This is a genomic window from Arcanobacterium ihumii (assembly GCF_900604515.1).
Taxonomy (GTDB): Bacteria; Actinomycetota; Actinomycetes; order Actinomycetales; family Actinomycetaceae; genus Arcanobacterium_A; species Arcanobacterium_A ihumii.
Map to the genome: position 1 here is coordinate 561281 of NZ_UWOS01000001.1, position 24407 is coordinate 585687.

At 50.1% G+C, this 24407-nt stretch carries 18 protein-coding genes; 8 read left to right on the forward strand and 10 right to left on the reverse strand.

Going from position 1 to position 24407, the window contains the following annotated elements; genetic code table 11:
* Positions 1-11: 11 nt before the first annotated feature.
* The 6 genes from EIH22_RS02535 to metG form a co-directional block, all read right to left on the reverse strand.
* A complete protein-coding gene (locus EIH22_RS02535; RefSeq protein ID WP_124054238.1) occupies positions 12-1871 on the reverse strand; it encodes an ABC-F family ATP-binding cassette domain-containing protein in 1860 nt (619 codons plus the stop codon).
* Positions 1871-2776, reverse strand: coding sequence for a 4-(cytidine 5'-diphospho)-2-C-methyl-D-erythritol kinase (locus tag EIH22_RS02540; protein WP_124054239.1), 906 nt, complete (start codon positions 2774-2776; stop codon positions 1871-1873). The genes EIH22_RS02535 and EIH22_RS02540 overlap by 1 nt, the downstream gene beginning before the upstream one ends.
* Entirely contained in the window at positions 2773-3747 is a 975-nt protein-coding gene (gene rsmA, locus EIH22_RS02545) for a 16S rRNA (adenine(1518)-N(6)/adenine(1519)-N(6))-dimethyltransferase RsmA (protein WP_124054240.1), read from the reverse strand. The genes EIH22_RS02540 and rsmA overlap by 4 nt, the downstream gene beginning before the upstream one ends.
* 57 nt (positions 3748-3804) lie before the next feature.
* On the reverse strand, positions 3805-5088 hold the full coding sequence (locus EIH22_RS02550) for an aggregation-promoting factor C-terminal-like domain-containing protein (protein WP_124054241.1): 1284 nt from the start codon (positions 5086-5088) through the stop codon (positions 3805-3807).
* A 293-nt stretch (positions 5089-5381) separates the two neighbouring features.
* Positions 5382-6341 carry a TatD family hydrolase gene (locus tag EIH22_RS02555; RefSeq protein ID WP_124054242.1) on the reverse strand — a complete coding sequence of 320 codons (960 nt, stop codon included), beginning with the start codon at positions 6339-6341 and terminating at the stop codon, positions 5382-5384.
* A gap of 9 nt (positions 6342-6350) precedes the next feature.
* A complete protein-coding gene (gene metG / locus EIH22_RS02560) occupies positions 6351-8156 on the reverse strand; it encodes a methionine--tRNA ligase (RefSeq protein ID WP_124054243.1) in 1806 nt (601 codons plus the stop codon).
* 194 nt (positions 8157-8350) lie between these two features.
* Here metG and EIH22_RS02565 point away from each other — a divergent pair, with 194 nt between their 5' ends.
* On the forward strand, positions 8351-9433 hold the full coding sequence (locus tag EIH22_RS02565; protein WP_124054244.1) for an isochorismatase family protein: 1083 nt from the start codon (positions 8351-8353) through the stop codon (positions 9431-9433).
* A 99-nt stretch (positions 9434-9532) separates the two neighbouring features.
* Here the strand turns inward: EIH22_RS02565 and EIH22_RS02570 are convergent, their stop codons facing one another.
* From EIH22_RS02570 to EIH22_RS02585, 4 genes are all read right to left on the reverse strand, one after another.
* On the reverse strand, positions 9533-11764 hold the full coding sequence (locus EIH22_RS02570) for an MMPL family transporter (protein WP_160149006.1): 2232 nt from the start codon (positions 11762-11764) through the stop codon (positions 9533-9535).
* Positions 11757-12587, reverse strand: coding sequence for a 16S rRNA (cytidine(1402)-2'-O)-methyltransferase (rsmI, locus tag EIH22_RS02575; RefSeq protein WP_124054246.1), 831 nt, complete (start codon positions 12585-12587; stop codon positions 11757-11759). The genes EIH22_RS02570 and rsmI overlap by 8 nt, the downstream gene beginning before the upstream one ends.
* 93 nt (positions 12588-12680) lie before the next feature.
* A complete protein-coding gene (locus EIH22_RS02580; protein WP_124054247.1) occupies positions 12681-13529 on the reverse strand; it encodes an SDR family oxidoreductase in 849 nt (282 codons plus the stop codon).
* Between the two features lie 9 nt (positions 13530-13538).
* Positions 13539-15149: a succinic semialdehyde dehydrogenase gene (locus EIH22_RS02585; RefSeq protein WP_124054248.1), complete on the reverse strand. Its 1611-nt coding sequence runs from the start codon at positions 15147-15149 to the stop codon at positions 13539-13541.
* Positions 15150-15350: 201 nt separating this feature from the next.
* Between EIH22_RS02585 and EIH22_RS02590 the strand changes: the two genes are divergently transcribed.
* From EIH22_RS02590 to EIH22_RS02620, 7 genes are all read left to right on the forward strand, one after another.
* Positions 15351-15695 carry a DsrE family protein gene (locus EIH22_RS02590; protein ID WP_124054249.1) on the forward strand — a complete coding sequence of 115 codons (345 nt, stop codon included), beginning with the start codon at positions 15351-15353 and terminating at the stop codon, positions 15693-15695.
* A 98-nt stretch (positions 15696-15793) separates the two neighbouring features.
* Positions 15794-18487 carry a DEAD/DEAH box helicase gene (locus EIH22_RS02595; RefSeq protein WP_200829148.1) on the forward strand — a complete coding sequence of 898 codons (2694 nt, stop codon included), beginning with the start codon at positions 15794-15796 and terminating at the stop codon, positions 18485-18487.
* A 168-nt stretch (positions 18488-18655) separates the two neighbouring features.
* On the forward strand, positions 18656-20065 hold the full coding sequence (locus EIH22_RS02600) for a L,D-transpeptidase family protein (RefSeq protein ID WP_124054250.1): 1410 nt from the start codon (positions 18656-18658) through the stop codon (positions 20063-20065).
* Between the two features lie 85 nt (positions 20066-20150).
* Complete coding sequence (locus EIH22_RS02605) at positions 20151-21047, forward strand: alpha/beta fold hydrolase (RefSeq protein WP_124054251.1); 897 nt, start codon at positions 20151-20153, stop codon at positions 21045-21047.
* Between the two features lie 46 nt (positions 21048-21093).
* Positions 21094-22056: an EamA family transporter RarD gene (rarD, locus tag EIH22_RS02610; protein WP_327537478.1), complete on the forward strand. Its 963-nt coding sequence runs from the start codon at positions 21094-21096 to the stop codon at positions 22054-22056.
* A 107-nt stretch (positions 22057-22163) separates the two neighbouring features.
* Positions 22164-23072 (forward strand): Gfo/Idh/MocA family protein, encoded by a 909-nt coding sequence (locus EIH22_RS02615; protein ID WP_124054252.1) that lies wholly within the window; start codon positions 22164-22166, stop codon positions 23070-23072.
* A gap of 43 nt (positions 23073-23115) precedes the next feature.
* Positions 23116-24384 (forward strand): AGE family epimerase/isomerase, encoded by a 1269-nt coding sequence (locus tag EIH22_RS02620; RefSeq protein WP_124054253.1) that lies wholly within the window; start codon positions 23116-23118, stop codon positions 24382-24384.
* Positions 24385-24407: the final 23 nt, after the last annotated feature.

Consider the following 24407-nt stretch of genomic DNA (forward strand, 5'->3'; position numbering starts at 1 on the left):
ATTACTTGACATCAAGATGTTACGTCTACGGACGCTTCCAACCACTCTTCTTCGAGCTCTTCAATTCGCTGATTAAGCTCCACTATTTCTTTGCCAACCACGGCCAATTCATCATAGTCACCGCTCATTGCTAATTCGGTTTGTTTTGCCCCAAGCGCTGCTACTTGCTTATTCAGTTTATCGAGTTGCCTTTCGATGCGGTCCATTGCCTTCTTAGCCAAGCGTTCTTTCGCTGCGGCACTTATTCCTGACTCGCCGCACGAATCTGATTGGCTTCCAAGCTGTGGCGGCGGCGCTCCCGTATCCGTGTTTGAAACTCCTGTTTCGGCGTCGGCAGATAACTCTAGGTATTGGTCAACGCCTCCCGGAAGATCACGTACGTGACCGTCCATCACCGCAACCTGGTGATCCGTTATTCGCTCCAGTAAGTAGCGATCATGTGAAACAACCACCAAGGTACCTGGCCATGAATCAAGCAGATCCTCTATCGCCGCCAAAGTATCGGTATCAAGGTCGTTCGTCGGCTCGTCAAGAAGTAGCACATTCGGCTCTCCTACCAGCAATCGCAGTAGTTGAAGGCGCCGCCGCTCGCCACCAGAGAGTTCACTCACGCGCGTCCAAGCACGCTCCCTGGTAAAGCCAAGCTTTTCCACCAGCTGGGAGGCGCTCATTTCTTTTTTACCGACCACAACATGGGTGGCGATGTCGTGTACCGCTTCGACGACGCGCCTATCGGCAACTTCATCTAATTCACGAGTCTCCTGCGAAAGCGTAGCTAAAACAACGGTTTTACCGTGTTTTACTCGACCAGCAGTAGGAGCAAGAGTCTTGTTGATCAGCCCAAGTAACGAAGATTTTCCTGCACCATTTCGCCCCAGGATTCCGATTCTTTCTCCTGGAGCGAGACGCACAGTTACATTACTTAACGTTTTTTCGGTAGCGTTCGGCCATGCAAAATCAACGTCGATCAAATCGACTACATCTTTACCTAGGCGGGAGGTAGCCATTTTCGCTAGCTCAATCGAGTCGCGTGGGGGCGGTTCATTTGCAATTAGCTCGTTCGCAGCTTCGATCCTGAAACGTGGCTTCGAAGTTCGAGCCGGTGCGCCTCTACGAAGCCAAGCTAACTCTTTGCGAAGCAAGTTATTCCGTTTCTCCGCAGCCTGCTGAGCTAGTCGTGCCCTCTCGGCACGTTGCAAAATATAAGCAGCGTAGCCACCTTCATAGATTTCGACGCTACCTGGCTGAGGGTTGCGTCCACCTGCACCGTCGTTACCTGGAATTACTTCCCACATCCGCTCACAGACGGCATCGAGGAACCAACGATCGTGGGTGACGACGACGAGCGCCCCACTACAGCGCCCAAAGCGACGATTGAGATAGTCGGCTAGGAACGTCACACCTTCAATATCAAGGTGGTTAGTCGGTTCGTCCAAGACCACCACGTCCGCGTCTTGGCAAAGCGTCGCAGCCAGAGCAACTCGGCGTCGCTGTCCACCAGAGAGCTCGGTGACGGACCGATCGAGGTCTACATCTGGGATCAGACCTGAGTGCAGCTCACGAATATGAGCATCGGATGCCCATTCAAAATCGGAGGCACCGGCGTGGATCGCAGTACGAACCGTAGACGATGGATCAAGGGTATCAGCTTGGGTAAGCACAGCCATTCGAGTGCCGTTGACCATCGTAACGCGGCCCGAATCAGGGGAAAGAGCGCGCGTCATTAACTTTAGCAACGTGGATTTACCGCCACCATTGGGACCAACAATGCCAACGCGTGATCCGTCTTCAAGAGACAGATTCACATCCCCCAAAATTGGCCGCGACCCAAGGGAAATCGAAACATTTTCGAGGTTAAGAATATGTGCCACTAGCTTCGCTGCCTTATATGAGCTCCAGCCGCAGGTCCAACCGCGGTCACAATCATCAATTCCGGGAATGCGTTTGCGAGCTCTGCCTTAAGCACTTCCAGCTTCTCGATGTCACACAGAACTGCAATCGTAGGGCCAGAACCCGAAAGCACAACGCCGTATCCAACCGTTTGAAGAGCAATAATGATTTCAGCGAGGTCTGGTCGCAACGCAAAAGCTGGTGCTTCGAGGTCGTTTACGAGCAATGACCCAAGGTATGCAATATCGTCACCTTTGACGGCTTCGCATAAATCTTCAGTGCTCGCTGGTTGCCCTGCATCAGGGGAAAGTTCATCAAATTTTCGGAAAACCGACGGGGTGGAAAGTCCCACCGGATTAGTCAATAGGATCCAGCCGTGCAAAGCACCCGGTTTCACAGCTTCAAGAGCTTCTCCGCGGGATGTGCCTCGCGCTACCAATCCAAATAATGCGAATGGAATATCTGATCCGAGCTGCGCGCCGAGTTCGCTGAGCTGTTCTTTCGTAAGGTTAAGCTCCCAGAGTGCGTTTAACGCGACAAGAGTTGCCGCGGCATCGGCAGAACCACCAGCCATTCCTCCCGCAACTGGAATACGTTTCGTAACCTTCATATGGGCACCAAAATTGGTGCCGGTAAACTCTTGAAGTAACCTAGCAGCCTTCATAACTAGGTTCGAATCATCGGTTGGAAGATCCGATCCAATTCCCTCGATTTCCATCGAGAGTTCATCGGCTACCGTGGCTTCGACGTCGTCAAATAAATCTAGGGCTTCAAATACCGTGTCTAACGGGTGAAAACCATCTTCACGTTTGGCTCCCACTCGTAGCGCTAGGTTTACCTTCGCAGGTGCGGATACAACAACTCTATGCACGCTAACCTCGTTCATTTCCGAACTTTTAGTTCTCTGATTTGTTCGGGAGTTAATCCTGATTCAATCGCTTGCGCAACCTGGATGAAGTCCGCAATCGTCAAGCGTTCGCCTCTTAGACGGAAATCTATTCCCGCTTTCGTCAAGATATCTTCGGCAAGCGTCGGAGTGCCAATCCATGATCCGAGCGCTGCACGCAAAGTCTTGCGTCGTTGCGCAAACGCTGCATCGACGACGTCGAAAACAAGTTCCCGATCAACGTTCTGTGGGGTGGGATGGGCTTTCATATGAACTAATGCCGAATCGACGTTAGGAACCGGCCAAAATACGTTTCTAGAAATCTTCGCGCCACGCCAGATATCTGCATACCAGGCTGCTTTGACTGAAGGCACGCCGTAGGTTCGTGAACCTGGTTCAGCCGCCAAACGATCGGCAACTTCAGACTGCACCATTACAGTAACGGTCTCTAGGCTCGGTAAATTTTCTAGCAAAACGATAAGAATCGGCACAGCCACGTTGTACGGCAGGTTCGCAACTAGGTGTTTTGGTGCAAAGGCAACACCAGGGTTCTCAGCACCCCACATAGCGGGAATGGCAAGATCGACGTTCGATCCAATTTTCATTGCGTCGCGATTAAGAACTGCGAAATTCTTAGTTAATTCGGGCATAAATTCCGCAACCGTATTTGGTAGTTGTTGAGCAAGCGGCGGATCAATTTCTATTGCGGAAACTAAAGCTCCGGTTTCAAGGATTGCCAAAGTGAGTGAGCCTAAACCGGGGCCAACCTCCACCACGGCATCCCCCGGTTTTACCTGGGCATCACGAACGATACGGCGAACGGTACCTGCGTCGTGCACAAAATTTTGGCCAAGCGTCTTAGTGGGTCGAATACCCAGTCGCTTTGCCAGATCACGAATTTGTACCGGCCCCAATAAAGTTCCGGGTAGCGGCGAGTTTTCGCCACTACCCGGATAAGTTTCACTCGTCATAAATGTTAATACTACCTAGTTTGCCCTTCGATTAATATTTACCCGAGCTAATCGTGACTAGTACCAACCTGTGCTCTTGGAGTGAGCATAAGCTGCTTGTGGAGAACCATAACGACCCTTGATGTAGCCAAGTCCCCAGCGGATCTGAGTCGCAGGATTGGTCGCCCAATCTGCACCTGCTGATGCCATCTTACCTCCTGGTAATGCCTGAGGAATTCCGTAAGCACCAGAACTACGGTTTGCGGCATGCTGATTCCATCCGGATTCTTTTTGCCATAGGTAATCAAGGTATGCGAACTGTTCAGGGCCCCATCCAAAGGATGCCAGCATTGACTGGGCAATCTCTCGATTCGATCCTGGGCTAACTGGACCGGATGCGGGCGCACCTGGAGCAGCTGTACCAGGAACTGGCGTTGCAGCCTTCTCCGCAGTTCCAACTTTCACTACTTCGTCTACACGAGCTTGGGTGATTGATTCAGCAAGCACCTCTCGTTTAACTTCGACGCCATCTTTATAGGTAATGGAGTAGGTTCGCGATCCTTGCCCGTCCACACCCTGAGTGGCAACCTGACGCTCACCCTTTGGCAAATTCGCGTCCTGTTGCTCAGATGATGAGTGTGGATCCGTGAACTGCTCAGAAATCGTATCTTTGGTGACGCGTACGATCTTGATGGAATCGCCGTCGTCCACAGTTGAATCAAGAGCTTTAGATACTTCGTCCAACGTTCCAACCGTGATACCAGCATCGTCAAGAACTCGTGCCACAGTTGCTCCGGTGAGGGCATCCACACTGTGCTTCTTGCCGTCAACCTCAACGGAAAGAGTCAGCTTCTGAACTACTGGAGCCTTGGTTGCCGAAGCGAAAGCAGTTCCTTGAGCATTAACAACTTGGTGTGCAGAGGTGTACGACGACGCACCAGCAGCAACGCTGAGCGTGGAGCTAGCAGCCACCAACGCCACTACCGCTGCGCGAGACTTTGTAAAGATTCGCGGAGCACGCTTAGGAGTGCGGATGATAACTTCAGGACGAACCAAGTTATCGTTCATGTACTCAGCATAAGTATTTGTAGCTACATGTTCCGTCGTAACATCAGAGCTCTCAACAGCGACCGCTGGTTTTGCTGCTACATACGGGGTGACGAGCATTTGCGGCTGTGCTTTTGGCGCACTTACACCCTCTACAGCCTGCGCAATATGTGCCGCCGTCACAACAGAAGCTTTATTCATAGAGCGCTCCTGTGCCCGTTGTGCTTCACGCAGGGCGCGACGTGAACCTGGTTTAGCTGGCGCTAAATGCTCAATATTCAGCGACGTACCCTCAGAGGCAGTATGTCTACCCAAAATCTCTCCAAAGTCGAGCCAACAGCAAGGAATTTTGGCAATGAGCTCTCAGCTCGTGTATCCCTCACGAAAAGCTCGTTGTTAACATCTTCCCTACAAGACGTTCATCTAATCTTCAGTGCCGCGTTTCCTTCATAAACCAAATAGCACTTTCCAATCTTTTGATCGGTGCCACGCTTAGTCGGTTTTCTTTGCGAATTCATCAGACTAAATGTTCGTAACAATTTCTATATAGATTGTAACCAAATTGTTACTTCATGCAACTACGGGTGGGGAAAATTACTAAAAGAAAATTAAATCCCGTAAACCATTTTAGTGTTCAAATTAAGCTGGACGCACCAATCTTCAAGCGAAACCCCACGTAAATCGGCTTGAAAACGAGCAGTATAGGCAGCACCCCACGAAATATTCGGGTGCCCGCGGAACGGTGCAGGTGTGAGGTACGGTGCATCGGTTTCCACCAAAATTAACTCGCTCGGAAGAACCAAGAAAGCATCTCGTAGAAAGTCGTTAGCAGGATAAGTTATTGGCCCCGCAAAAGACGCGTACCAACCGTGATCTGCACACACTGCGGCCAACTCTCGATCCCCGGAAAAACAGTGGAAAACGGTTCGCTCTGGCGCACCATCGGCTCGAAGAATCTCTACCACATCTCCGTGAGCATCACGATCATGTATTTGGAGAGGTTTTCCAAGTTCTTTTGCTAGTGCAATATGAGCACGGAATGAATCTCTCTGGGCGACTTTCCCTGCTTCACCGGTGCGGAAATAATCCAGGCCCGTTTCACCAACAGCAACGACGGCGTCATCCTTACAAAGCTGAGCAACACGTTCAATCGCTTCGTCCAAAGAATACTGGAGGTGGTGGACCTCGGGCTCATGCTCGAGACCATCCGGAGCTATCTCACGAACACCCGCATGCATCGCCGCTTCGTTGGGATGAATCGCCAGCGCAGCCCATATTTCGTCCCATCGGTGGGCCAATGCAAGGGAAGGCTTGAGCTCGGGGATATCACAACCAGAAGTGATAGCTGCTCGAATCCCTCCCTGGCGCATCCCTTCGATCAACGTTTCTTCGAGAATCGGGAGTTTAAGCTGACCATCATCCGTGTGAGCTTGAATCAGTGCATGATCCACACTCTCTCCCACCTGATCTGGCTGGGGATTTGGCGAAATATGGGTGTGGTTATCTACGATCCCTTCGGGAAGAAAATCCGGAATATCGGGAACGTTACGCTTCTTCTTTTTGGACATTCCCTACACTCACGAAAAGTTCAAGCGCTCAAGCTCTTCTTCTACAACCGAATCATCCAGTTTCTGGAAAGCAGGCTTCGGCTTCGAAATAGGAGTTCCGACGACGACGTCACGCGCAGCCCAAGGTCGAACGTTACTATAGTCACCGGTGATAATCGGGAACGGATGACCGTTATCGATATCAACCGTCTCAACCAATTGAGGCATCGGAGCGATAGTTCCTTCTCCACCCAAGATCACGTCAATCGTATTCGAGGAATGCGGAAGAAAAACGCTCATCATAGTGTTAAGATCCGAAACCGCTTGGATCAACGTGTTAAGAACGGTTCCAAGACGTTCACGAAGCGATTCGTCCTTCATTTTGAATGGCTCGGTACGCGACACATATCCGTTTGCTTCGCCAACTAGGCGCATAATTTCACCGAGCGCAGCACGTTGCTGATGGTTTGCAATCAGATTACCCACGGTATCGAAGCCGCCACGAACTACTTCAAGTAACTCACGATCAATATCTTCAAGCTCACCGGCGGCCGGGATCTCACCAAAATTCTTTGCAATCATTGCAGCGGTACGGTTAACCAAGTTACCCCAGCCAGCAACCAATTCTGAGTTATTGCGACGAACGAATTCTTCCCAGGTGAAATCCGAATCCGAAGTCTCTGGACCAGCGATAGAGATAAAATATCGCAAAGCGTCAGGCTGGTAGCGCGAAAGAATATCACGCACATAGATAACGACTGACTTCGACGATGAGAACTTCTTACCTTCCATCGTTAGGAACTCTGATGCAACTACCTGAGTTGGCAAGTTCAGCGTTCCTAGCTCATGCTCTGATCCACCGCGCTGCCCCTTGCCGTTGTAGGCAAGAAGCTCAGCCGGCCAGATCTGGGAGTGGAAAACGATGTTGTCTTTACCCATGAAGTAGTAGGACAGCGCTTCTGGGTTCGTCCACCATTCCCGCCAATCTTCGGCGGTTCCCTTGCCATTGGCAGCGCGGCGTCGTGCCCATTCGATCGACGCCGAAAGGTAACCAATCACAGCGTCAAACCATACATAGAGACGCTTGTTGGGCTGATCCTCCCAACCTGGGATCGGAATACCCCAGGAAATATCGCGACTCATCGCACGTGGGCGAACGTCGTCGAGGAGATGTTTAGAGAAGGAAATAACGTTCGGACGCCACTTTCCTGTTTCTTCAACTTGATCGAGCCATTCGCCCAACGCACCCGCAAGAGCAGGAAGATCAAGGAAGTAATGCTCGGTGATCTTAAATTCTGGAGTCAATCCCGAAATCTTCGAAACGGGGTCGATCAAATCCTGTGGATCGAGCTGGTTTCCACAGTTATCGCACTGATCTCCACGAGCCCCTTCAGCACCACACAAAGGACACTTACCTTCAATATAGCGATCGGGCAAAGTATTACCCGTCTTCGGATCAATTGCCACCGCGGACTCTTGAATAACCATGTAGCCGTTGTCGCGACACCCCTCGAAGAGTTGCTGCACAACTTTTTCGTGATTTCCAGTGGTAGTGCGGGTAAATAGATCATAGGAAAGACCAAGGTTAACAAGGTCCTCCGCAATAATTCGGTTGTTTTTATCCGCCAGTTCTTGTGGAGTCATCCCTTCCTTATCAGCTGCCACCATGATCGGAGTGCCGTGTTCATCAGTTCCGGACACCATCAAGACGTCGTGACCCGCCATTCGCATATAGCGCGAGAAGACGTCCGATGGAACACCGAATCCAGCCACATGGCCGATGTGGCGCGGGCCGTTTGCATACGGCCAGGCAACTGCTGAAAGGATTTTTGACATACCTTAAGATTACGGCTAAAAACGTGTGTTCGTAAAACTTGTGGTGAAGCGGAGCCAAGTTCACACCTTGACACCGCTAAAGTTCCGTTCAGTGGCGCTTCACCAGCGATTCATTCGGCTCGCTTCTGATGCCCCATCTCTAATAAAGTCATACACTATAACTTAAAGGTTTTACTTTTCCACGTGGAGGAACCATGGAAGCCGAAAATCGGGCACTACTTATCGTTGACGTTCAGCCAACTTTCACCGAAGGCGGCGCACTTGGAGTTGAAGGCGGCAACGCTGTAGCGATGCGAATCGCTGATTTTGTTACTGAGCACGCAGACGAATACTCGCTGATCATCACAACTCAAGACTGGCATGTTGAACCAGGCGAACATTTTGCTGACGAACCCGATTTCGTTGATACCTGGCCCACGCACGGCGTGGCAGGTACTCCTGAAGCCGAGCTCCACGAAGAAATTGCTGGTTTACCTTTCCATTATTCCGTTAAGAAGGGCCAGTATGCTCCTGCTTACTCCGGTTTCGAAGGAAAGACCGACGATGGCGAGACCCTTGAAGACGTATTGCGTTCGCATTCGATCCAAAGCGTAGATGTGGTTGGAATTGCTGAATCACACTGTGTCAAGGACACTGCACTAGACTCCTTGCGTGCAGGGTGGCCAACTCGCGTGTTCTCTGACCTCACTGTTCCTGTTACCCCAGAGCTGGGAGAACTCGCCCGCCAAGAAATGGACGAAGCAGGTGTGGAGCAAATTTCATCTTCCGTTGCTTTCGGTTTTTATGAAGAACAAGAAGATACTCCGATCCCAGGAGAGGAGGCAAACGGATCAGCTGGATCAGGCTTTGGTCGTGCTGATTCTTGGGGCTCCGCAGATGAGTGGAGCTCCGATTCATTTGATTCACCTGACGATGACTACTCAGATAACGAATGGTCCGATACCGATTGGGATCGGGACGAAGCAGGAGCAGCAGATTTCTTAGCTGATGAATTCCTCACCGCACACGAGCCCGGAGCCGAAGCCGTGAATAATTCCGATAATTATGACGACGACGCCGATCCCGAGCTTACGTCCGACGGCGAAGATGAAGAGCTTGACGTTGTAAAAAACCTGGCTGAAGTCGAGGATCTTTCCGACCTTGATCTTTCCGACCTTGATCTTTCCGAATTTGGAATCGACGAGGATGCCTTCGATCTTGACGATGAGAACTTCGATTTTTCGGGCGATGCCGACGACGAAGACTTCGACTTTTCGGATATTGACTTTAAGCCGTGATTTGAAGGTTTCAAAATATTTTTAAGGTCGGTTGTAAGTAATGATTACGACCAACTTTAAATAGTCATCTCTTTCTTCGAATCGCCAAAGTTTTTCGAATTATTGCAAATTATCGCTTGCTCGTTTATTAAGTGCCGACGGCCACCACACCCGATCGCCAAATTCCAACACCACGCCAGGCACCAGCAAGGACCGCACAATAAACGTGTCTATCACGATACCCAAAGCCACGATTACGGCCAGCTGCACCATAAAAAGCAAAGGCACTACCGCCAGCGCCGCAAAAGTAGCAGCCAACACCACACCAGCCGAAGTAATCACTCCACCAGTCACAGCCACACCATGACGCACACCCACTTCAGTGCCGTAATGGCGAGATTCTTCCCGCACGCGCGACATCAGGAAAATCGTATAGTCGATGCCCAACGCCACAAGGAATACAAAAGCGTAGATTGGCACCGACGCATCCGAACCAGAGAACCCAAAAACATGATTGAACAGCAGCGCGCACAGCCCCATAGCGCTTGCAAACGACACGATATTCGCCACGATAATTAAAACTGGCGCAACAACTGAACGCAGTAGCAAAACCAGCATGAAGAAAATTACGAGCAACACAACTGGAACAATCTTCACAAAATCGACTCGAGCAGTTTCTTGGGTATCGAGATTCTGCGCTGCTGGCCCACCCACCAGTGAGCTTTGATCAATTTTGTGAGCCACGGTGCGAATATTACGCACAACCTGTGCTGACTGCGCATCTTCCGCCGGCATCGTCGTAGTTACATTGAGAAGCACTTGGTCATCAACAACGGTTGGGCGAGTATTAGCTGGAGCAGACTGACCAGGAATCGATGGAAGATCGGACTGAGGTACAACCGTCGCCACTCCGTTGATCTGCGAAATTTCTTTCACCGCATCGCTATACAACTTGTTCGAAATAACGACTGTGGTTGGCTGAGCAGAGCCCGATTGGAACTTATCTCCAATGACTCTAAACCCCTCAACGGATTCCGTTGGTTTCATAAAGGTGTCTAACGTCGAAACACCGTTAGCTTTAAAAGAAGGGGCAAAGGCAGCGAACGCAACTAATACAACCGTCGTCGCCACCCAAACAACTCTGCCTCGTTTCGTAACAAATGTGGAGATTTTATTCCAGAAAGGATGGTTTTTGGAAATACGCTCGTCGATATAGTCAATCTTGGTTCCCTCAAGAACAGCATCTCCCGAAGACTGTTGAATCTTCGCTGGCCAAAACATGACTCGAGCATGCTTGCCCGGTACCAGAAGCAACCCCGGAAGCAAAGTAAGTGCAGCGAACATCGCGAAAATGATTCCAATTGACGCAATCGGACCAAGAGATGCCGTAGAAGAAAGATCAGACAGCAACAGAGTAAGGAGCCCAGCAATCACCGTTCCGCCTGAAGCAAGTATTGGTTCCCAAGTGCCACGGAGCGCCCTACTCATAGCATTACTAGGAACACCACCGCTCGAAAGCTCTTCTCGATACCGGGAAATCAGAAGCAAACAATAATCTGTTGTTGCTCCAACCACCAAGATTGCAAGAATCCCCTGAGTTTGCCCGTTAAGGTCAACCACGCTAGCTTTCGCTAATTGATAAACAACCAATACTGCACCACAAAGGGCAGTAAACGCAGTGAAAAGGACAGCTAATGGCAATAATAATGAACGGTACACTACCAAAAGAATGATAAATACAAGTACGAGCGCAACAAGAAGAAGAGTTAGGTCAATTCCAGCGAATGCGCCGCCAAGATCCGCCGCAATGCCTGCCGGTCCGGAAACAAAGAACTTTAGCGTTGCATCTTTCTGATTATCTGCAATGTGCTTCCGCACCTCCTCAACCACAGTGCTGAGGCTCTTTTTCCCATCGGAATCTAATTTGTTTGTTTGATTAGTATCAAGCTGAATCGGGATAAGAATCGCAGACTGATCCTTATTAGGAATTGTCACAATTGGACCAAGAATAAAATCTGAAAAGCGAGAGTTGCTTCCGATCTGGATATTTTTCAAATCCCGTGCACTGCTTCGCACTTCATTGATCTTTTCGGGAGCTATACGCCCACCATTAGACGTCGAAGCCACAATGAGGAGCGGAAGCGAATGAGTATCGTTAAACTTACGAGCTTCATTGGCAGCTAACGTCGATTCGGCCGATTTTGGCAAGAAAGTTGCTTGATCATTATTCGAAACAGTGGATATATTTCCCTGTGCCATACCACCTAAAGTAAACATGGTCAGCCAAAATACAAGGAGCGCTAGCCTTATCGGTAGCGCTCGTTTCGAAGTAAGATCGTTAATTTTAAACATTGTTTCCATTTTCTAAAGCCAATCGATATAGCTCATTCTTTCGCAATTTTTGGCGCTCCGCTATATGCGCTACTGCGTCTTTAAGTCGTAGTCCGCGCTCCACAAGAGTCAATACTTCAGGAATGAACTTCGCAGGATCAGAATTCTCGTTTTTTTCGGCTCCTTCAACGACGATCGAAATCTCACCTAATACTCCTTGCGATGCCCACGTAACCAACTCCGCTAATGACCCACGGCAAACCTCCTCATGGGTTTTTGTTAGTTCTCGACACACGGCAGCTTTACGCTCATCACCGAATACTTCACGCATAACATTTAGCGACTCTTTGAGTCTACGAGGAGATTCAAAGAAGATCATCGTGCGCGTTTCAGCCCGGAGTTCATTCAGCACATGCCTTAACTCGCCATCTTTTCGAGGTAAAAATCCTTCGAAACTAAAGCGGTCGGATGCGAGCCCGGATATAGCGAGGGCAGTGAGCACCGCTGAAGGACCGGGCACAACTGTGACAGGCACTCCCGAATCAGTAGCAAGAGAAACAAGACGATAACCAGGATCAGAGACCGACGGCATACCCGCGTCCGTCACAACAACGACGGTCTTTCCATTTTGCGCAACTCGGATAAGATCTGGGGCTTTCTGCCTCTCATTATGGTCATGATAAGGTACAACCGGCGCATGAATATCGATCCCTAGACGTCCAACCAAATTAAGCAGGCGCCGTGTGTCTTCGGCAGCAATGAGGTCGGCAGATTCTAGAGATTCACGTAGGCGCGACGAAGCATCACCGTCATTACCAAGAGGCGTTCCTACTAAGATGATCATTGTGTTTCTCCAACCGCACGAGCGCACACCGAGTTGCACTGTTTAATTATGACGACGCCGTCTAGCTTACGTGAAGATGGAGCACGCTCCGAACTAGGCGGGTCGTGGCTTCTTTCCCTTGAATTCGTCCATAGTGGAGTTGATTCCGAAGAACTGCAGAACTTCATCTACAAACGGAACAGGGAATGGCTGCATCAATTGAACAAGACGAACGATTGGTGGTGCCACCTTCATCTGTATACCGGCTTCAATGGCATCGAGAATCTGCTTTGCAATCTTCTGCGGCGAAAGAATCGGGAGCAGAAGAGGAAACTTCGTCTTTACTCCGTCGAACATTCCTGTAGAAATATAGTAGGGGCAGTAGAGCAAAGTATGAACCTTCGACCCTTTATGACGCAATTCAGCGCGTAGTGACTGCGCAAATCCAACCGCACCAAACTTCGAGGCATTGTAATCAGATTGTTTTGCCACACCAACTAATCCGGCAGCCGATGCAACAGTCACAATCGAACCACGATCACGCTCAAGCATTCCCGGAAGGAACTCACGCGTGGTTTTGAAGTGTGAAATCGTATTGACCGCAAGGGTTCGCTGTACTTCATCGTCGGTTATGTCCAAAAAGTCCTTCCCCGTCACGATTCCTGCGTTATTAATCAAAATATCAACTCGGCCTTGCTCAGCGAGCACAACGGTGGCAACCTCTTTTACCCGCTCAGAGTCCGTTACATCAACCGCATATCCACTTACTTTCACGCGAGGATGGAGATCTTTGATCTCAGTTGCAACAGATTTCGCATCACGTTCTTTGTGTGCCCATACCACCACGCCTTTGGCACCGCGTTCCGCGGCCCCCAGCGCCATCAATCTACCGATTCCTGATCCCGCGCCGGTGATTAGAACTACAGCACCACGGATTGGAACTTTGGTTGGCTTGCTAAACATTTTGTCTCCTTAGAGATCGAATCTTCGCTGAGCCCTGAGGTAAGTATGGAGCACCTTTGCCCACGCCTTTTCCCCAAGCCATTTTGGTGCACCGATGTGCATCAATCGCTGGGTGGCAACAGTTTGTACATCGGTGTACTTGACTAAGCCTTCTACCCCGTGGCGATGGCTCAATCCCGAGTCCTTGAATCCTCCACTAGGCGCATGGATTGATCCCCACGCTGCGGCGTACCCATCATTAATATTAACGGTACCAGCTTCTACACGTATCGCCATTGACTGAGCAATCTTCAGATCATCAGACCAAATCGCCGAATTTAAACCGTAATTTGTAGCATTAACAAGACTTAAGGCCTGTTCGTCGCTATCTACTTTGTATAGGGAGACGAGCGGACCGAAAGTTTCTTCTCCAAAAACCTTCATATCCGGAGTAACATCCGTCAAAACCGTTGGCAAGAACGCACGGTTCGAAACCTCAGGAACCAAATGACCACCCGCAAGTACCTTCGCACCTTTGGCAACGGCGTCGTTAATATGTTCGGCAACCTTCTCAACCTGGGCATCGTTGATCAACGGACCAATATCAGCCTTCCAGTCCATTGACGCTTCGAGTTTCATTTCTTTCACGCGCTTAAGGAATGCTGGAACGAAACGATCCCAAATATCTTTATGAATATAGATGCGTTCCATTGAGATACAGAGCTGACCAGAAGATGAGAAGCAGGCCTTAACTGCACCAGCCGCAGCTCGCTCAACAGGCGCATCCGCACGAATAATCATTGCATTCTTTCCACCAAGTTCCGCCGAGAAACCAATCAGCTTTTCACCGGATTGCCTAGCGATCGTACGTCCAGTCTGAGAAGAACCCGTGAACATAATATAGTTGGCATTCTCAATCATCGGACCGCCAAGTTCGCGGCCCGATCCAATAACAACCTGAAAAAGATTGCGCGGCAAGCCCGCTCGCTCCATCAATGCCTTAATCGCCAAAGCTGAGAACGGCGTTTGAGAATCTGGCTTCAAAACAATCGAATTACCTGCCATGATCGCTGCGATAGCATCCGAAGCAGCCAACGTTAACGGGTAGTTCCATGGTGAGATAATGCCAACTACACCCTTTGGGACGAAGTTAATCTGTGTCTTAGTCAGCACCGGAACCGCTCCAGCCACAGACTTCGAACGAAGAATTCTTTCTGCATGCAAAGCGTAGTAGCGAGAGTTCATTGCTACGTCATATACCTCTTCATAAGCAGATCCACGGTTCTTTCCGTTCTCCCACTGAATAATGTCAAGAACCGCTTCATACTCTTTAAGCAAGGTATCAACAAACGAGAGAACAAGACGCTTGCGCTCGCGAATATCCGTTGCAGCCCACGCCTTTCCAATTTCACGGGCACGATCAAAAACAACAGCAACATCACTGCCCTTGATCGTGGGAAGTTCTGCAATAACCGAATCAGTCAACGCAGAAGTCTTTGATTCCATAACAGGTTCAGATTGCGGATTTGTAGAGCATAGATCCTGCGGACGAGGAGCTAAAGAATCTAAGGCGCGACGACCACGCTTATCCAATTGCGCAAATTTAAACGCTAAGTTTTTAGAACTTAAGGTATCAGTCATAAGTCCTATTTTGCACTGTTTTTCAATTCACCGGGAAGCGTTTGGGATAATTCTTTTCGTAGAGCGTACTTTTCGAGTTATTAGTGACCAAGGTCCCGAAAAGTAGTAATCTGAGATTCAGCGCAATGTCGCCTTGGTTCGCGCTCCGAGCTCAGCAAAGAAGTTCGAGCTCAACGCCCCACCCGAAACAGAGGAGTACTCATGTCTGACTTGAAAATCGTGTTCCACGTCAATGAAAACGATCGCTGGCCGTTCACAATTCGATCAGTTCGAAACTTGGTGCGCTCCGCACAAGGTGGCACCGCCGTCGTCGTCGCTAATGGTGGAGCTATCCGCTCATTTTCACAACTGGACTCTGACCCGATGCGTTTTGCAAAGATCAAAGAACTCCACGATGAGGGCGTACGTTTCGTCATTTGTGAAATTGCGATGAATGAGCGCCAAGTCAAAGCTGAACTAATTCCTGATTATGTTGAGATCGTTCCAGCAGGAATCGTTGAGATCGCTCGTCTTCAACATGAAGGATACGGCTACATTAAGGCCTGAGCGCCATCCTTGTATACACCAAGCTTACGTTTCAGCAAGCTCATATGCCTTCAAGCTCGGTTCCACTTCTTTCGCCGTATGCGTCTAAACTGGATTAGATGGCAAGTTTTGATTTAGATACGTTTCGGCAGGCTCGATCTCAGATCGGCGCTTGGATTTCCACGTTGCAACAACAGCGCAATGTGCTCGCTCAAATCCTCAGAGAACACCGGATCGCTGGACGCAAACTGTTGGGCACGGCGATCAACATCCCCTACGCAGAGCCACGTTGGACGCTTCTGCCCTTGCCTGATTCAGTGAGCCCACTATTGCAAGCGCGTGAGCGTTACGCCTCGACGGAATTTCCAAGCCTCGCACATCACAATTTCGGAAAATTAGTTTTAGATTCAGGCGTGCGTGCTCATCGCGATGCTGCTCCCTTAGATTCGGACGCACCTGCAATTCTCAATCCTCGCGTCCGTGCCCAGGCGGAAAAAGCGGCAGAGTTCCTTATTGCTCTTTATGAAAAAGGAAAAGAGATCGGCTTCGCATCTTCTTTCCTTGACACACAGTCTCTTCGAACGACTGCACCAACCGCGACTCTTTCGCAGGCGCTTGATGCAAAATATGCGCTTACTGAACTCTTGACGCTGGAAGAGGAAGACGTAATCGATCTCGATATAATCAACCTTCCCGCGAACGAATTCTCTGACCTAGCAACAATCGTTAATAAGCTCGATATTCTTGCCCACGACCTTAATCAACTTCGCTTAGCGAGCATCAAACTATCTCAAGTCCTACGTGAACGAGCTGCCGTTCACCACGTCCGCTCCTTTAATATCGACCAGCTTAAAGAGGTAAGTCGCGAGCGCCTCAAGCTCTCAGTTCTTCGCGAGAACTCAATTGAGCAGGTAGGTGCTGTGATGGATCTAGGTTGGAAAGTTGGCGACCTTCCAGGAATAGGCGAGGCTACAGCGTCGAACATCGTGGGTGCAACTCGCGCGCTCAATTCTGCAACCTTGGAAGAAACACCAGTTCGTCTTGATGTGTCTAATCGTAGCGAAGAACAAACGGAGCTCCTTCGTTCAATTTACACTTGGCAATACGCTCACGAATCGATTGGTCACAAACAAGCTTTGAGCTTTGCGGCAGCGGTCAAGGCACGTGCCTACCATGTATCGAGCAATGCCTCTCACCTACTTGTTGTTGGGCGCGGTCGACCATCTGCCGATTTCATCGGTTTGGTTCAAGAATGCCGTGAACTTGCCGAACGCTACGACGGTCTAGGCAATTTACCAGAATTTAGCGAGGAAGAGGTCTGGACACAATTCCATCGTCAGCCCGCCGAAACCTATGCACTTATGGCTGAACTGGGAATTCTAACCTCGGACTCAAAAAAGATCCGTGGCGAGCTTCCTGAAGAAATCGTCACAAAGGTACACGCCACATCGATCGACACCGACCTTTTAACTGCTAACCTGCGTGGATATCAGAATTTTGGCGCGCGCTTTGCGCTATCCCAAGGCAAAGTTGTACTCGGCGATGAAATGGGCCTAGGAAAAACTCTCGAAGCGCTCGCCGTCCTAGCTCACCTTTATGCACAGGGAAAACGCCACTCAATCGTCGTCTGCCCGGCAGCGGTTGTTACTAACTGGCTACGTGAAATCGAGGCGAAAACAGAGCTCGTCGGCTATCGCATTCACGGCGCGAATAAAAACGCCGAAGCTCATCAATGGCACAGGAACGGCGGAGTTGCCGTTACCACCTTCGAAACTCTGTCATGGTTCGAAGGATTTTTGAATGATTACTATTCCGACGTCGTGTGCACCGTCGTTGACGAAGCTCACTATATTAAGAACCCTGACGCGAAGCGATCACAGCGAACAGCTAAGCTCATCGCCGAAGCAAAGTACGCCGTGCTCCTAACGGGAACTCCGATGGAAAACCGCATCGATGAATTCCGCACCTTGATCCGGTACATCCGCCCTGATCTAGCAATTTATTCTTCGGTATTGCCACAGCGATTCCGTAAACAAGTTGCTCCTGCCTACCTGCGCAGAAACCAAGAAGATGTACTTACCGAGCTCCCCGAATTGGTAGAGATCGAAGATTGGCTACCTTTAAGCAAGGGCGATCGCGAGATATACGAAAACGCAGTTCGTGACGGTAATTTCATGGCAATGCGTCAGGCTGCAATGCTCAGCCCCGACTCCGCTAAGGTTGAGCGTCTGCGCCAGATCATCGACGAAGCCAGAGAAAACGGACGTCGAGTTATCGTCTACTCCTACTTCCTTAGCACGATGAACCGACTACGCGAGGAAATTCCGGGTGCGTTTGGCCCACTTACAGGCTCAGTTGCGGCCTCCAAACGCCAGCAACTGGTTGATGACTTTTCCAAGTCCGATGCCGGATCTGTTCTTCTCGCCCAGATCATGGCAGGTGGCGTTGGACTCAACATCCAAAGTGCGAGCGTCGTGATTATCTGCGAACCACAGCTGAAACCGACCACGGAGTGGCAGGCAATTGCCCGAGCTCACCGTATGGGACAACTTGAATCTGTACAGGTCCACCGCTTGATTACCGAAGAAGGTGTAGACGATCGCCTCTTTGCTATGCTCCATCGGAAATCTGAACTTTTCGAGAATTTCGCGCGAGTCTCGCTACTTGCTCAAGCCTCTCCCGAAGCTCTCGAGGTAGACCAAGAAACTGCTGAAGATCAGCTATTTGCCCAGGCACTGGCTGAGTTGCCGAATGAATCTCAGTTGGCACAAACAATCATCGATGCCGAACAGCAGCGCATTTTTGGTTCTTGATTTTATGCCAAGCCTCCCACTCTGCCCAGCCCTAAGTTTTCCGCACCACGGCACTAGAATGTGTAGTTCACCCCATTCGCCAAAACAACCACCTTTAAACAGCTAAATTTCATTTTTGGGTTTAAGATTCAACACGATAGTCATTGTTTTGAGAATGGACTCTTTGTAATGTCAAAGAAGCGAATTGCTATTTGGAGCGCGATCGGCATTGTTGCCGTAGCCATTGTTGCCCTAGGCGTATATATTGCATATTTTGCACTTGGGCAGCGCGCACTTCCCGGCACCAAAGTTGGAGACGTCTCCGTCGCTGGGATGACTTCTGAAGAAATCCAGTCCCAGCTTGACTACGCCGTCAAGAATGAATCTCTACACCTCACCGGCGCCGATATTCATCCACAGAAGGCAACACTTGCCCAGCTAGGTATGACCGTTGACTCTAAGGTAACTGCCGATGCAGCGGTAGCTGGAAAATCTTCGTGGACGAAGTACTTCACCGCACTTTTCCGGACAACCACTGTAGAACCCACGATTCACACCAACGAATCAACTTTGACGAAATTTGCGCAGTCTTTGACTGAAGGTAAAGAGAACGCCAAGTCCCCAGTTGAGCCAAGTATCGTAGCAGCCGGGGATCACTTCGAAATCAAAGCAGGAATGCCTGGTAGAAGCGTCAAGACACAAGATTTGATTGATGCGGGCACTCTCTTGGCTCATACCCAACAAGGCTTCCAAGTATCACTTAAACTCGCAGAACTTTCTCCGAAGACTACCGAGGAGTCCTTGAAGCCTATTCTTGCAGATGCACAAGCTCTAGCAGGACTAGACGTTGCTGTTAACACCGGCAAGAACGTTGTTTCTGCACCTGCTGAGGTTAAAGTCCAGTGGATTGACCTCACCTCAGGGAAACCAGTGATCAATGCCGATGCAGTTCGTGCATGGGTTGCTCAAACTGCAGAGCCTGTGACGAATGATAGTGTTACAGGGCAGCGTCTCCTCAATACTCGTGGCGAAGTAACGATCGTTCGCCGCCAAGCGACTGCAGCGACGACGGTCAGTAACCTTGACGCCGTCGTAAATTCAATCGTTGAAAACATGGGCAACAAGACGGCAACGAATGAAACTTTCCAAATCGCAACAGCTGAGCTCAAGTGGGACGACAAGATTGTGGACGCCTCTGGCACCCCGCTTGCCTACACCCCTACCGGCAACGAAAAGTGGATCGACGTTAATCTGTCTAATCACACTATGACTGCTTATGAAGGAACCACCGTTGTTCGCGGACCAATCCCCGTGGTTAATGGTGCGTCTGAGACTCCAACCGTTATTGGTACTTTTGCAATTGACCGCAAGTATCCAAGCAAGACCATGCGTGGCGAAAACACGGACGGCTCCAAGTACGAAACTCCCGACGTTCAGTGGGTTATGTTCTTTAAGGGCCCATACGCTATTCACGCCGCTTACTGGCGTTCACGCTTTGGTTTCGCCGATTCCCACGGTTGTGTTAACACTCCTACTACCCATGCAAAGTGGCTCTACGATTGGGCACCTATGGGAACCGTGGTAGTCACGCATCGCTGACCGAATAATGAGTTGTTAGGTACCGCTATCCGGGTATCATATTGGGAATAGGAAATTATTAATCCTGATATACAAAGGAGTAGCCATGCCAACATCGCTTCAGTCCAACGGCGCCACCCTCGGTTTCTATCACTGGCCGGTTTCTGATGCACGCGCAGTCGTTCAGATTTCACATGGCATGGCAGAGCACTTACAACGCTACGATTCCCTTGCAAAGCACCTTAATTCCTTAGGTATCGCAGTTGTGGGCGCCGATCATCGTGGGCACGGTCAATCTCACGTAGTTTCTGAACCACTGGGGTACTTTGGTGATAACGCTACGTGGGCCACAATCGTTGATGATCTTCACGCCGTACGTCATCACGCAGAGTCCCTCTACCCTGAGTTACCGTACTTCTTTGTTGGACACTCAATGGGGTCTCTCCTTCTACGCGCTTACCTGAAGAAATACTCAAAAGGGCTGGCAGGAGCTGCAATTATTGGAACCGGATTGTGGCCGAGCGTGATCGGTGAGGGAGGACTTGCCCTAGCCAAGGTCCTTACTCGAGTGGCTCCGTTAAAAGAAGGAAAACTATTAAGCAGCCTTTCCTTCGGTTCTTACAACAAGAAATTTGGCAATCGCACTAAATTTGAATGGCTCAGTCGCAACTCTCAAGAGGTAGATGCCTACGTCGCAGATCCCCTTTGCGGCTATAACCCACCGAACGCCTTCTTCGTTGAAATTTTGGGTGGGCTCAAGAGCGTCAATACGGATGACAATTACGAACTACGCACCGCTGTTCCGCTCTTCATTGCTTCTGGTGAAGTCGATCCGTTTGGCGGCGCAACGGCCGTCCACAAGATCGCACGCAACTACGCTGTTCACGGTCAACGTGACATCGAGACCCACGTCTATCCGCAGGCCCGTCACGAGATTTTCAACGAAATCAACCACGAGGAAGTGTTCTCTGACTTGGGCGAGTGGCTAACCCACCACATTTAGGATTGATCTTTCCCCGGATTCTACTGCGCCCCGATACGATTAGGGTGTGGCAAATATTCAAGGATACCAACACGAAGCTGGAACGCGCGTAGGAACTGCGCAAGCGTGGGCAAGCGGTGTAGGAGCTTACTTCCTTTGGGGGCTCTTTCCGCTGTATTTCAGTTTGCTTGAGCCCGCTAATTCGCTTGAGGTGATCGTCCATCGGGCTGTTTGGGGAATGCTTTCCTGCTTAATAGCCATCTCAATCGTCCGGCAGTGGAAAAATCTTCGAGAGGTTATCGCTAACCGTGCGGTTCTTGGTCGCCTTTGCCTCGCTGGGTTCTTAATCGTCATTAACTGGACTACCTACATCTTCGCAGTGCAGTCTGGGCACACGGTCGATGCGGCGCTCGGTTACTTCATCAACCCACTGATCACAGTCGCACTCGGAGTGGTAGTTCTCAAAGAAACTCTGACTCGAATGCAAAAGATCGCAGTGGCTTTGGGGGCAACTGCGGTTATTTATATGTTGATTTCGATGGGGAGCTTACCTTGGCTAGCACTGGGGATGGCAACGAGCTTCGGACTTTACTCGCTCGTGAAGAAACGGGTTGCCCACCAGGTTAATCCGTTGGTTGGAATGGCGGTAGAAACATCCGCCGTGGTGCCTTTGCTCTTGATTTACTATGGCTACCTCGTTGCTAACAACCAAACGTCTTTTCACACACTTTCCAATAACAATCTTCCTTGGATGGGCCACCTCCTCCTTCTTATAGGTGCCGGAGTGCTCACGATAATTCCACTGATCCTCTTTGCTCAAGCATCCCGAGGACTTTCGCTGGGAGTCATTGGGCTTTTGCAGTACCTGAGCCCGATCGGTCAGCTCCTCATTGCGGTATTCGTATTCCACGAAACTATGCCAACTGAGCGATGGATCGGCACCGCAATTGTTTGGTTTGCATTGGTATTTTTATCGATCGATGGTGTCCGTGCAGTATCCCGCTACCGTGGTAAACCAATTAGCGCCTGACCATTTTAATCCTAGTTCAAACTTCTTATCCGCTTTAGTCCTTCACGATACCCTTATTGGAACGTCCTCAGGTAGAATCTAAGCGTTCCACGATTGAAGGAAAATCAATGACGATTAAAGTTGGACTGGTTGGTGCCGGATGGTGGGCGCATGACGTTCATGCTCCGATGCACGTCTACGGCGAAAAAACCGAACTCATTGGGGTTTGGGCACGCGACCCTGAAAAAGCCCGGGCTTTTGCCACCGAATTTGGGATCAAAGTTTTCACAAATTTCACTGAGCTCTTAGATCAGTGCGATGCCGTTGACTTCGCAGTTCCCCCAGATATCCAAGCACCCCTTGCTATCGAAGCTGCACGTGCTGGGAAAGCGCTGATTCTTGAAAAACCAATCGCAGCCGACCTCGCAACAGCTCGAGAACTTGCCTCAGTTATTTCTGAATATAACACCCCGCACATCGTTTGCTTCACTCGGCGTTACAACCATCAAACTGTAGATTTTTTGGACGACGTCGCTGCGCTTGCTATCAACGGAAACATCCTTGGACTTCAGGGGCACTACGTCCACGGAGGACTGCTCGAAGGAGGAATCCTCCCTCCATCGGGAACGTGGCGCCATGATTTCCACGGTATCTTGATGGACCTTGGACCTCATGCAATGAACCTAGCGGTAGCGGCGCTTGGCCGAGTCGTTAAAGTTCAAGCACACTCGGGTGCGTTCGTAACGATCACCGCCGAACACAAGTCAGGGCTGATTAGCCAGATGGTGTTATCTGGAAGTGTAGATGTACCTGCTGACGATTTCCAAGAAACAGTTTATGGAGATACTGGTATCGCTAACTTTGACGTCAGCACCCAAGACCACAGCGAATGCTGGGAAAACATTTACAACGAATTTGTTGCCACTGTGCAAGACGGCGCACCGGTTACGGTTGACGCCGAAGAAGCTGTGCACACTCAGGAAATCCTTGAAGCTGCCCGAGATTCTCATGAATCTGGCACCCCGATACTTCTCTAAAATCAATCTCATCTCAAACAATCAATATTTTAGGAACACAACAATGTACGTAACAGAAGAAACCCGCCAATGGCTCGTCTCAGAAACTGAAGCCCTAGTGGAATTTGCACAGAAATCCCGCGTTGATGCTGGTTTTGGGACTATGGATGCCGTTGGAGGAATCGACGTAGATGCCGGTGCGCAGCTTTGGATCAACTGCCGTATGACTCACGTATTCTGTTTGGCCTACATGCGCGGAAACGAAGCGGCAAAAGAATATGCCGAACATGGCATCCGCAGCCTGCTCAATAATTTCTATGACGAAGAATTCGGCGGTTTCTTCTCAACGATTTCACTCGATTCACACGAACCACTCAATGAGCGCGCAAGCCGTAAGGAAGCTTATGCGCATGCCTTCGTGCTCTTGGCTTCGTCGTCGGGAATTCAGGCGGGAATTGACGGCGCCGAAGAGCTCTTCGCACTTGCTAAGCAAGCACACGAAGACCACTTCTGGGAGAGCACCGGATTGGTATGCGAATCGTGGGACCGTACCTTTACAGAGAACGAACCCTACCGTGGTGTTAATGCCAATATGCACACCGTTGAGGGCTCGCTCGCCGCATGGGACGCTACTCACGATATAACCTGGTTATCTAAAGCCGGCTCAATCTTGCACTTCGTGCTGGGAAGCGCTCAGAAGCTCGGCTGGAGAATCCCGGAACATTTTGATGTCAATTGGAATCTCCTACCAAACTTCAACGAAGACTGTCCAGCCGATCCATTCCGTCCTTTCGGAGTTACCCCTGGTCACGGAATTGAGTGGGCCCGGCTCGCGCTTCAGTTCTGGGTTGCTGCTGGCACTGTAGAAGATTCTGAGCGAGCTTCGATTAATGCCGACGACGCTTGGCTCGCTTCCATTCCAGAAGCTGCGATTTCCCTTTATGACCAAGCTTTAGCGGACGGCTGGAATGTTGATGGAGCTCCTGGAATCGTTTACACCACGTCGTACGACGGTGAGCCGGTTGTGCACGAGCGTATGCACTGGACAGTTTGTGAAGGCATCGCAGCAGCAGCAGCACTGGCTACCTACGGTGAAGATGTTAATGATCAAACTCTCGTTAACCGTATGAATGACCATTTTGATGAACTATGTGATTTCGCGATTGCTAAAATTATTGAAAAGCCCGGACGATGGACTCATGAACTTGATCGTAATAATGAGCCTTCGGGAATCACTTGGCCTGGTAAACCTGACGTTTATCATGCTTACCAGTGCCTGCTGATGCCGATTATTCCTCTAACTGCAAGCTTCGCGAGTGCAGTCAAGAATTGATCGACGATCACCGGCTCACAGAA

What these genes read in the sequence shown, in the direction of transcription:
- EIH22_RS02540 (WP_124054239.1), bottom strand. Translation starts at nt 2,776, where the DNA reads ATGAACGAGGTTAGCGTGCATAGAGTTGTTGTATCCGCACCTGCGAAG.
- rsmA (WP_124054240.1), bottom strand. Translation starts at nt 3,747, where the DNA reads ATGACGAGTGAAACTTATCCGGGTAGTGGCGAAAACTCGCCGCTACCC.
- EIH22_RS02555 (WP_124054242.1), bottom strand. Translation starts at nt 6,341, where the DNA reads ATGTCCAAAAAGAAGAAGCGTAACGTTCCCGATATTCCGGATTTTCTT.
- metG (WP_124054243.1), bottom strand. Translation starts at nt 8,156, where the DNA reads ATGTCAAAAATCCTTTCAGCAGTTGCCTGGCCGTATGCAAACGGCCCG.
- EIH22_RS02565 (WP_124054244.1), top strand. Translation starts at nt 8,351, where the DNA reads ATGGAAGCCGAAAATCGGGCACTACTTATCGTTGACGTTCAGCCAACT.
- EIH22_RS02570 (WP_160149006.1), bottom strand. Translation starts at nt 11,764, where the DNA reads ATGTTTAAAATTAACGATCTTACTTCGAAACGAGCGCTACCGATAAGG.
- rsmI (WP_124054246.1), bottom strand. Translation starts at nt 12,587, where the DNA reads ATGATCATCTTAGTAGGAACGCCTCTTGGTAATGACGGTGATGCTTCG.
- EIH22_RS02580 (WP_124054247.1), bottom strand. Translation starts at nt 13,529, where the DNA reads ATGTTTAGCAAGCCAACCAAAGTTCCAATCCGTGGTGCTGTAGTTCTA.
- EIH22_RS02585 (WP_124054248.1), bottom strand. Translation starts at nt 15,149, where the DNA reads ATGACTGATACCTTAAGTTCTAAAAACTTAGCGTTTAAATTTGCGCAA.
- EIH22_RS02590 (WP_124054249.1), top strand. Translation starts at nt 15,351, where the DNA reads ATGTCTGACTTGAAAATCGTGTTCCACGTCAATGAAAACGATCGCTGG.
- EIH22_RS02595 (WP_200829148.1), top strand. Translation starts at nt 15,794, where the DNA reads ATGGCAAGTTTTGATTTAGATACGTTTCGGCAGGCTCGATCTCAGATC.
- EIH22_RS02600 (WP_124054250.1), top strand. Translation starts at nt 18,656, where the DNA reads ATGTCAAAGAAGCGAATTGCTATTTGGAGCGCGATCGGCATTGTTGCC.
- EIH22_RS02605 (WP_124054251.1), top strand. Translation starts at nt 20,151, where the DNA reads ATGCCAACATCGCTTCAGTCCAACGGCGCCACCCTCGGTTTCTATCAC.
- EIH22_RS02615 (WP_124054252.1), top strand. Translation starts at nt 22,164, where the DNA reads ATGACGATTAAAGTTGGACTGGTTGGTGCCGGATGGTGGGCGCATGAC.
- EIH22_RS02620 (WP_124054253.1), top strand. Translation starts at nt 23,116, where the DNA reads ATGTACGTAACAGAAGAAACCCGCCAATGGCTCGTCTCAGAAACTGAA.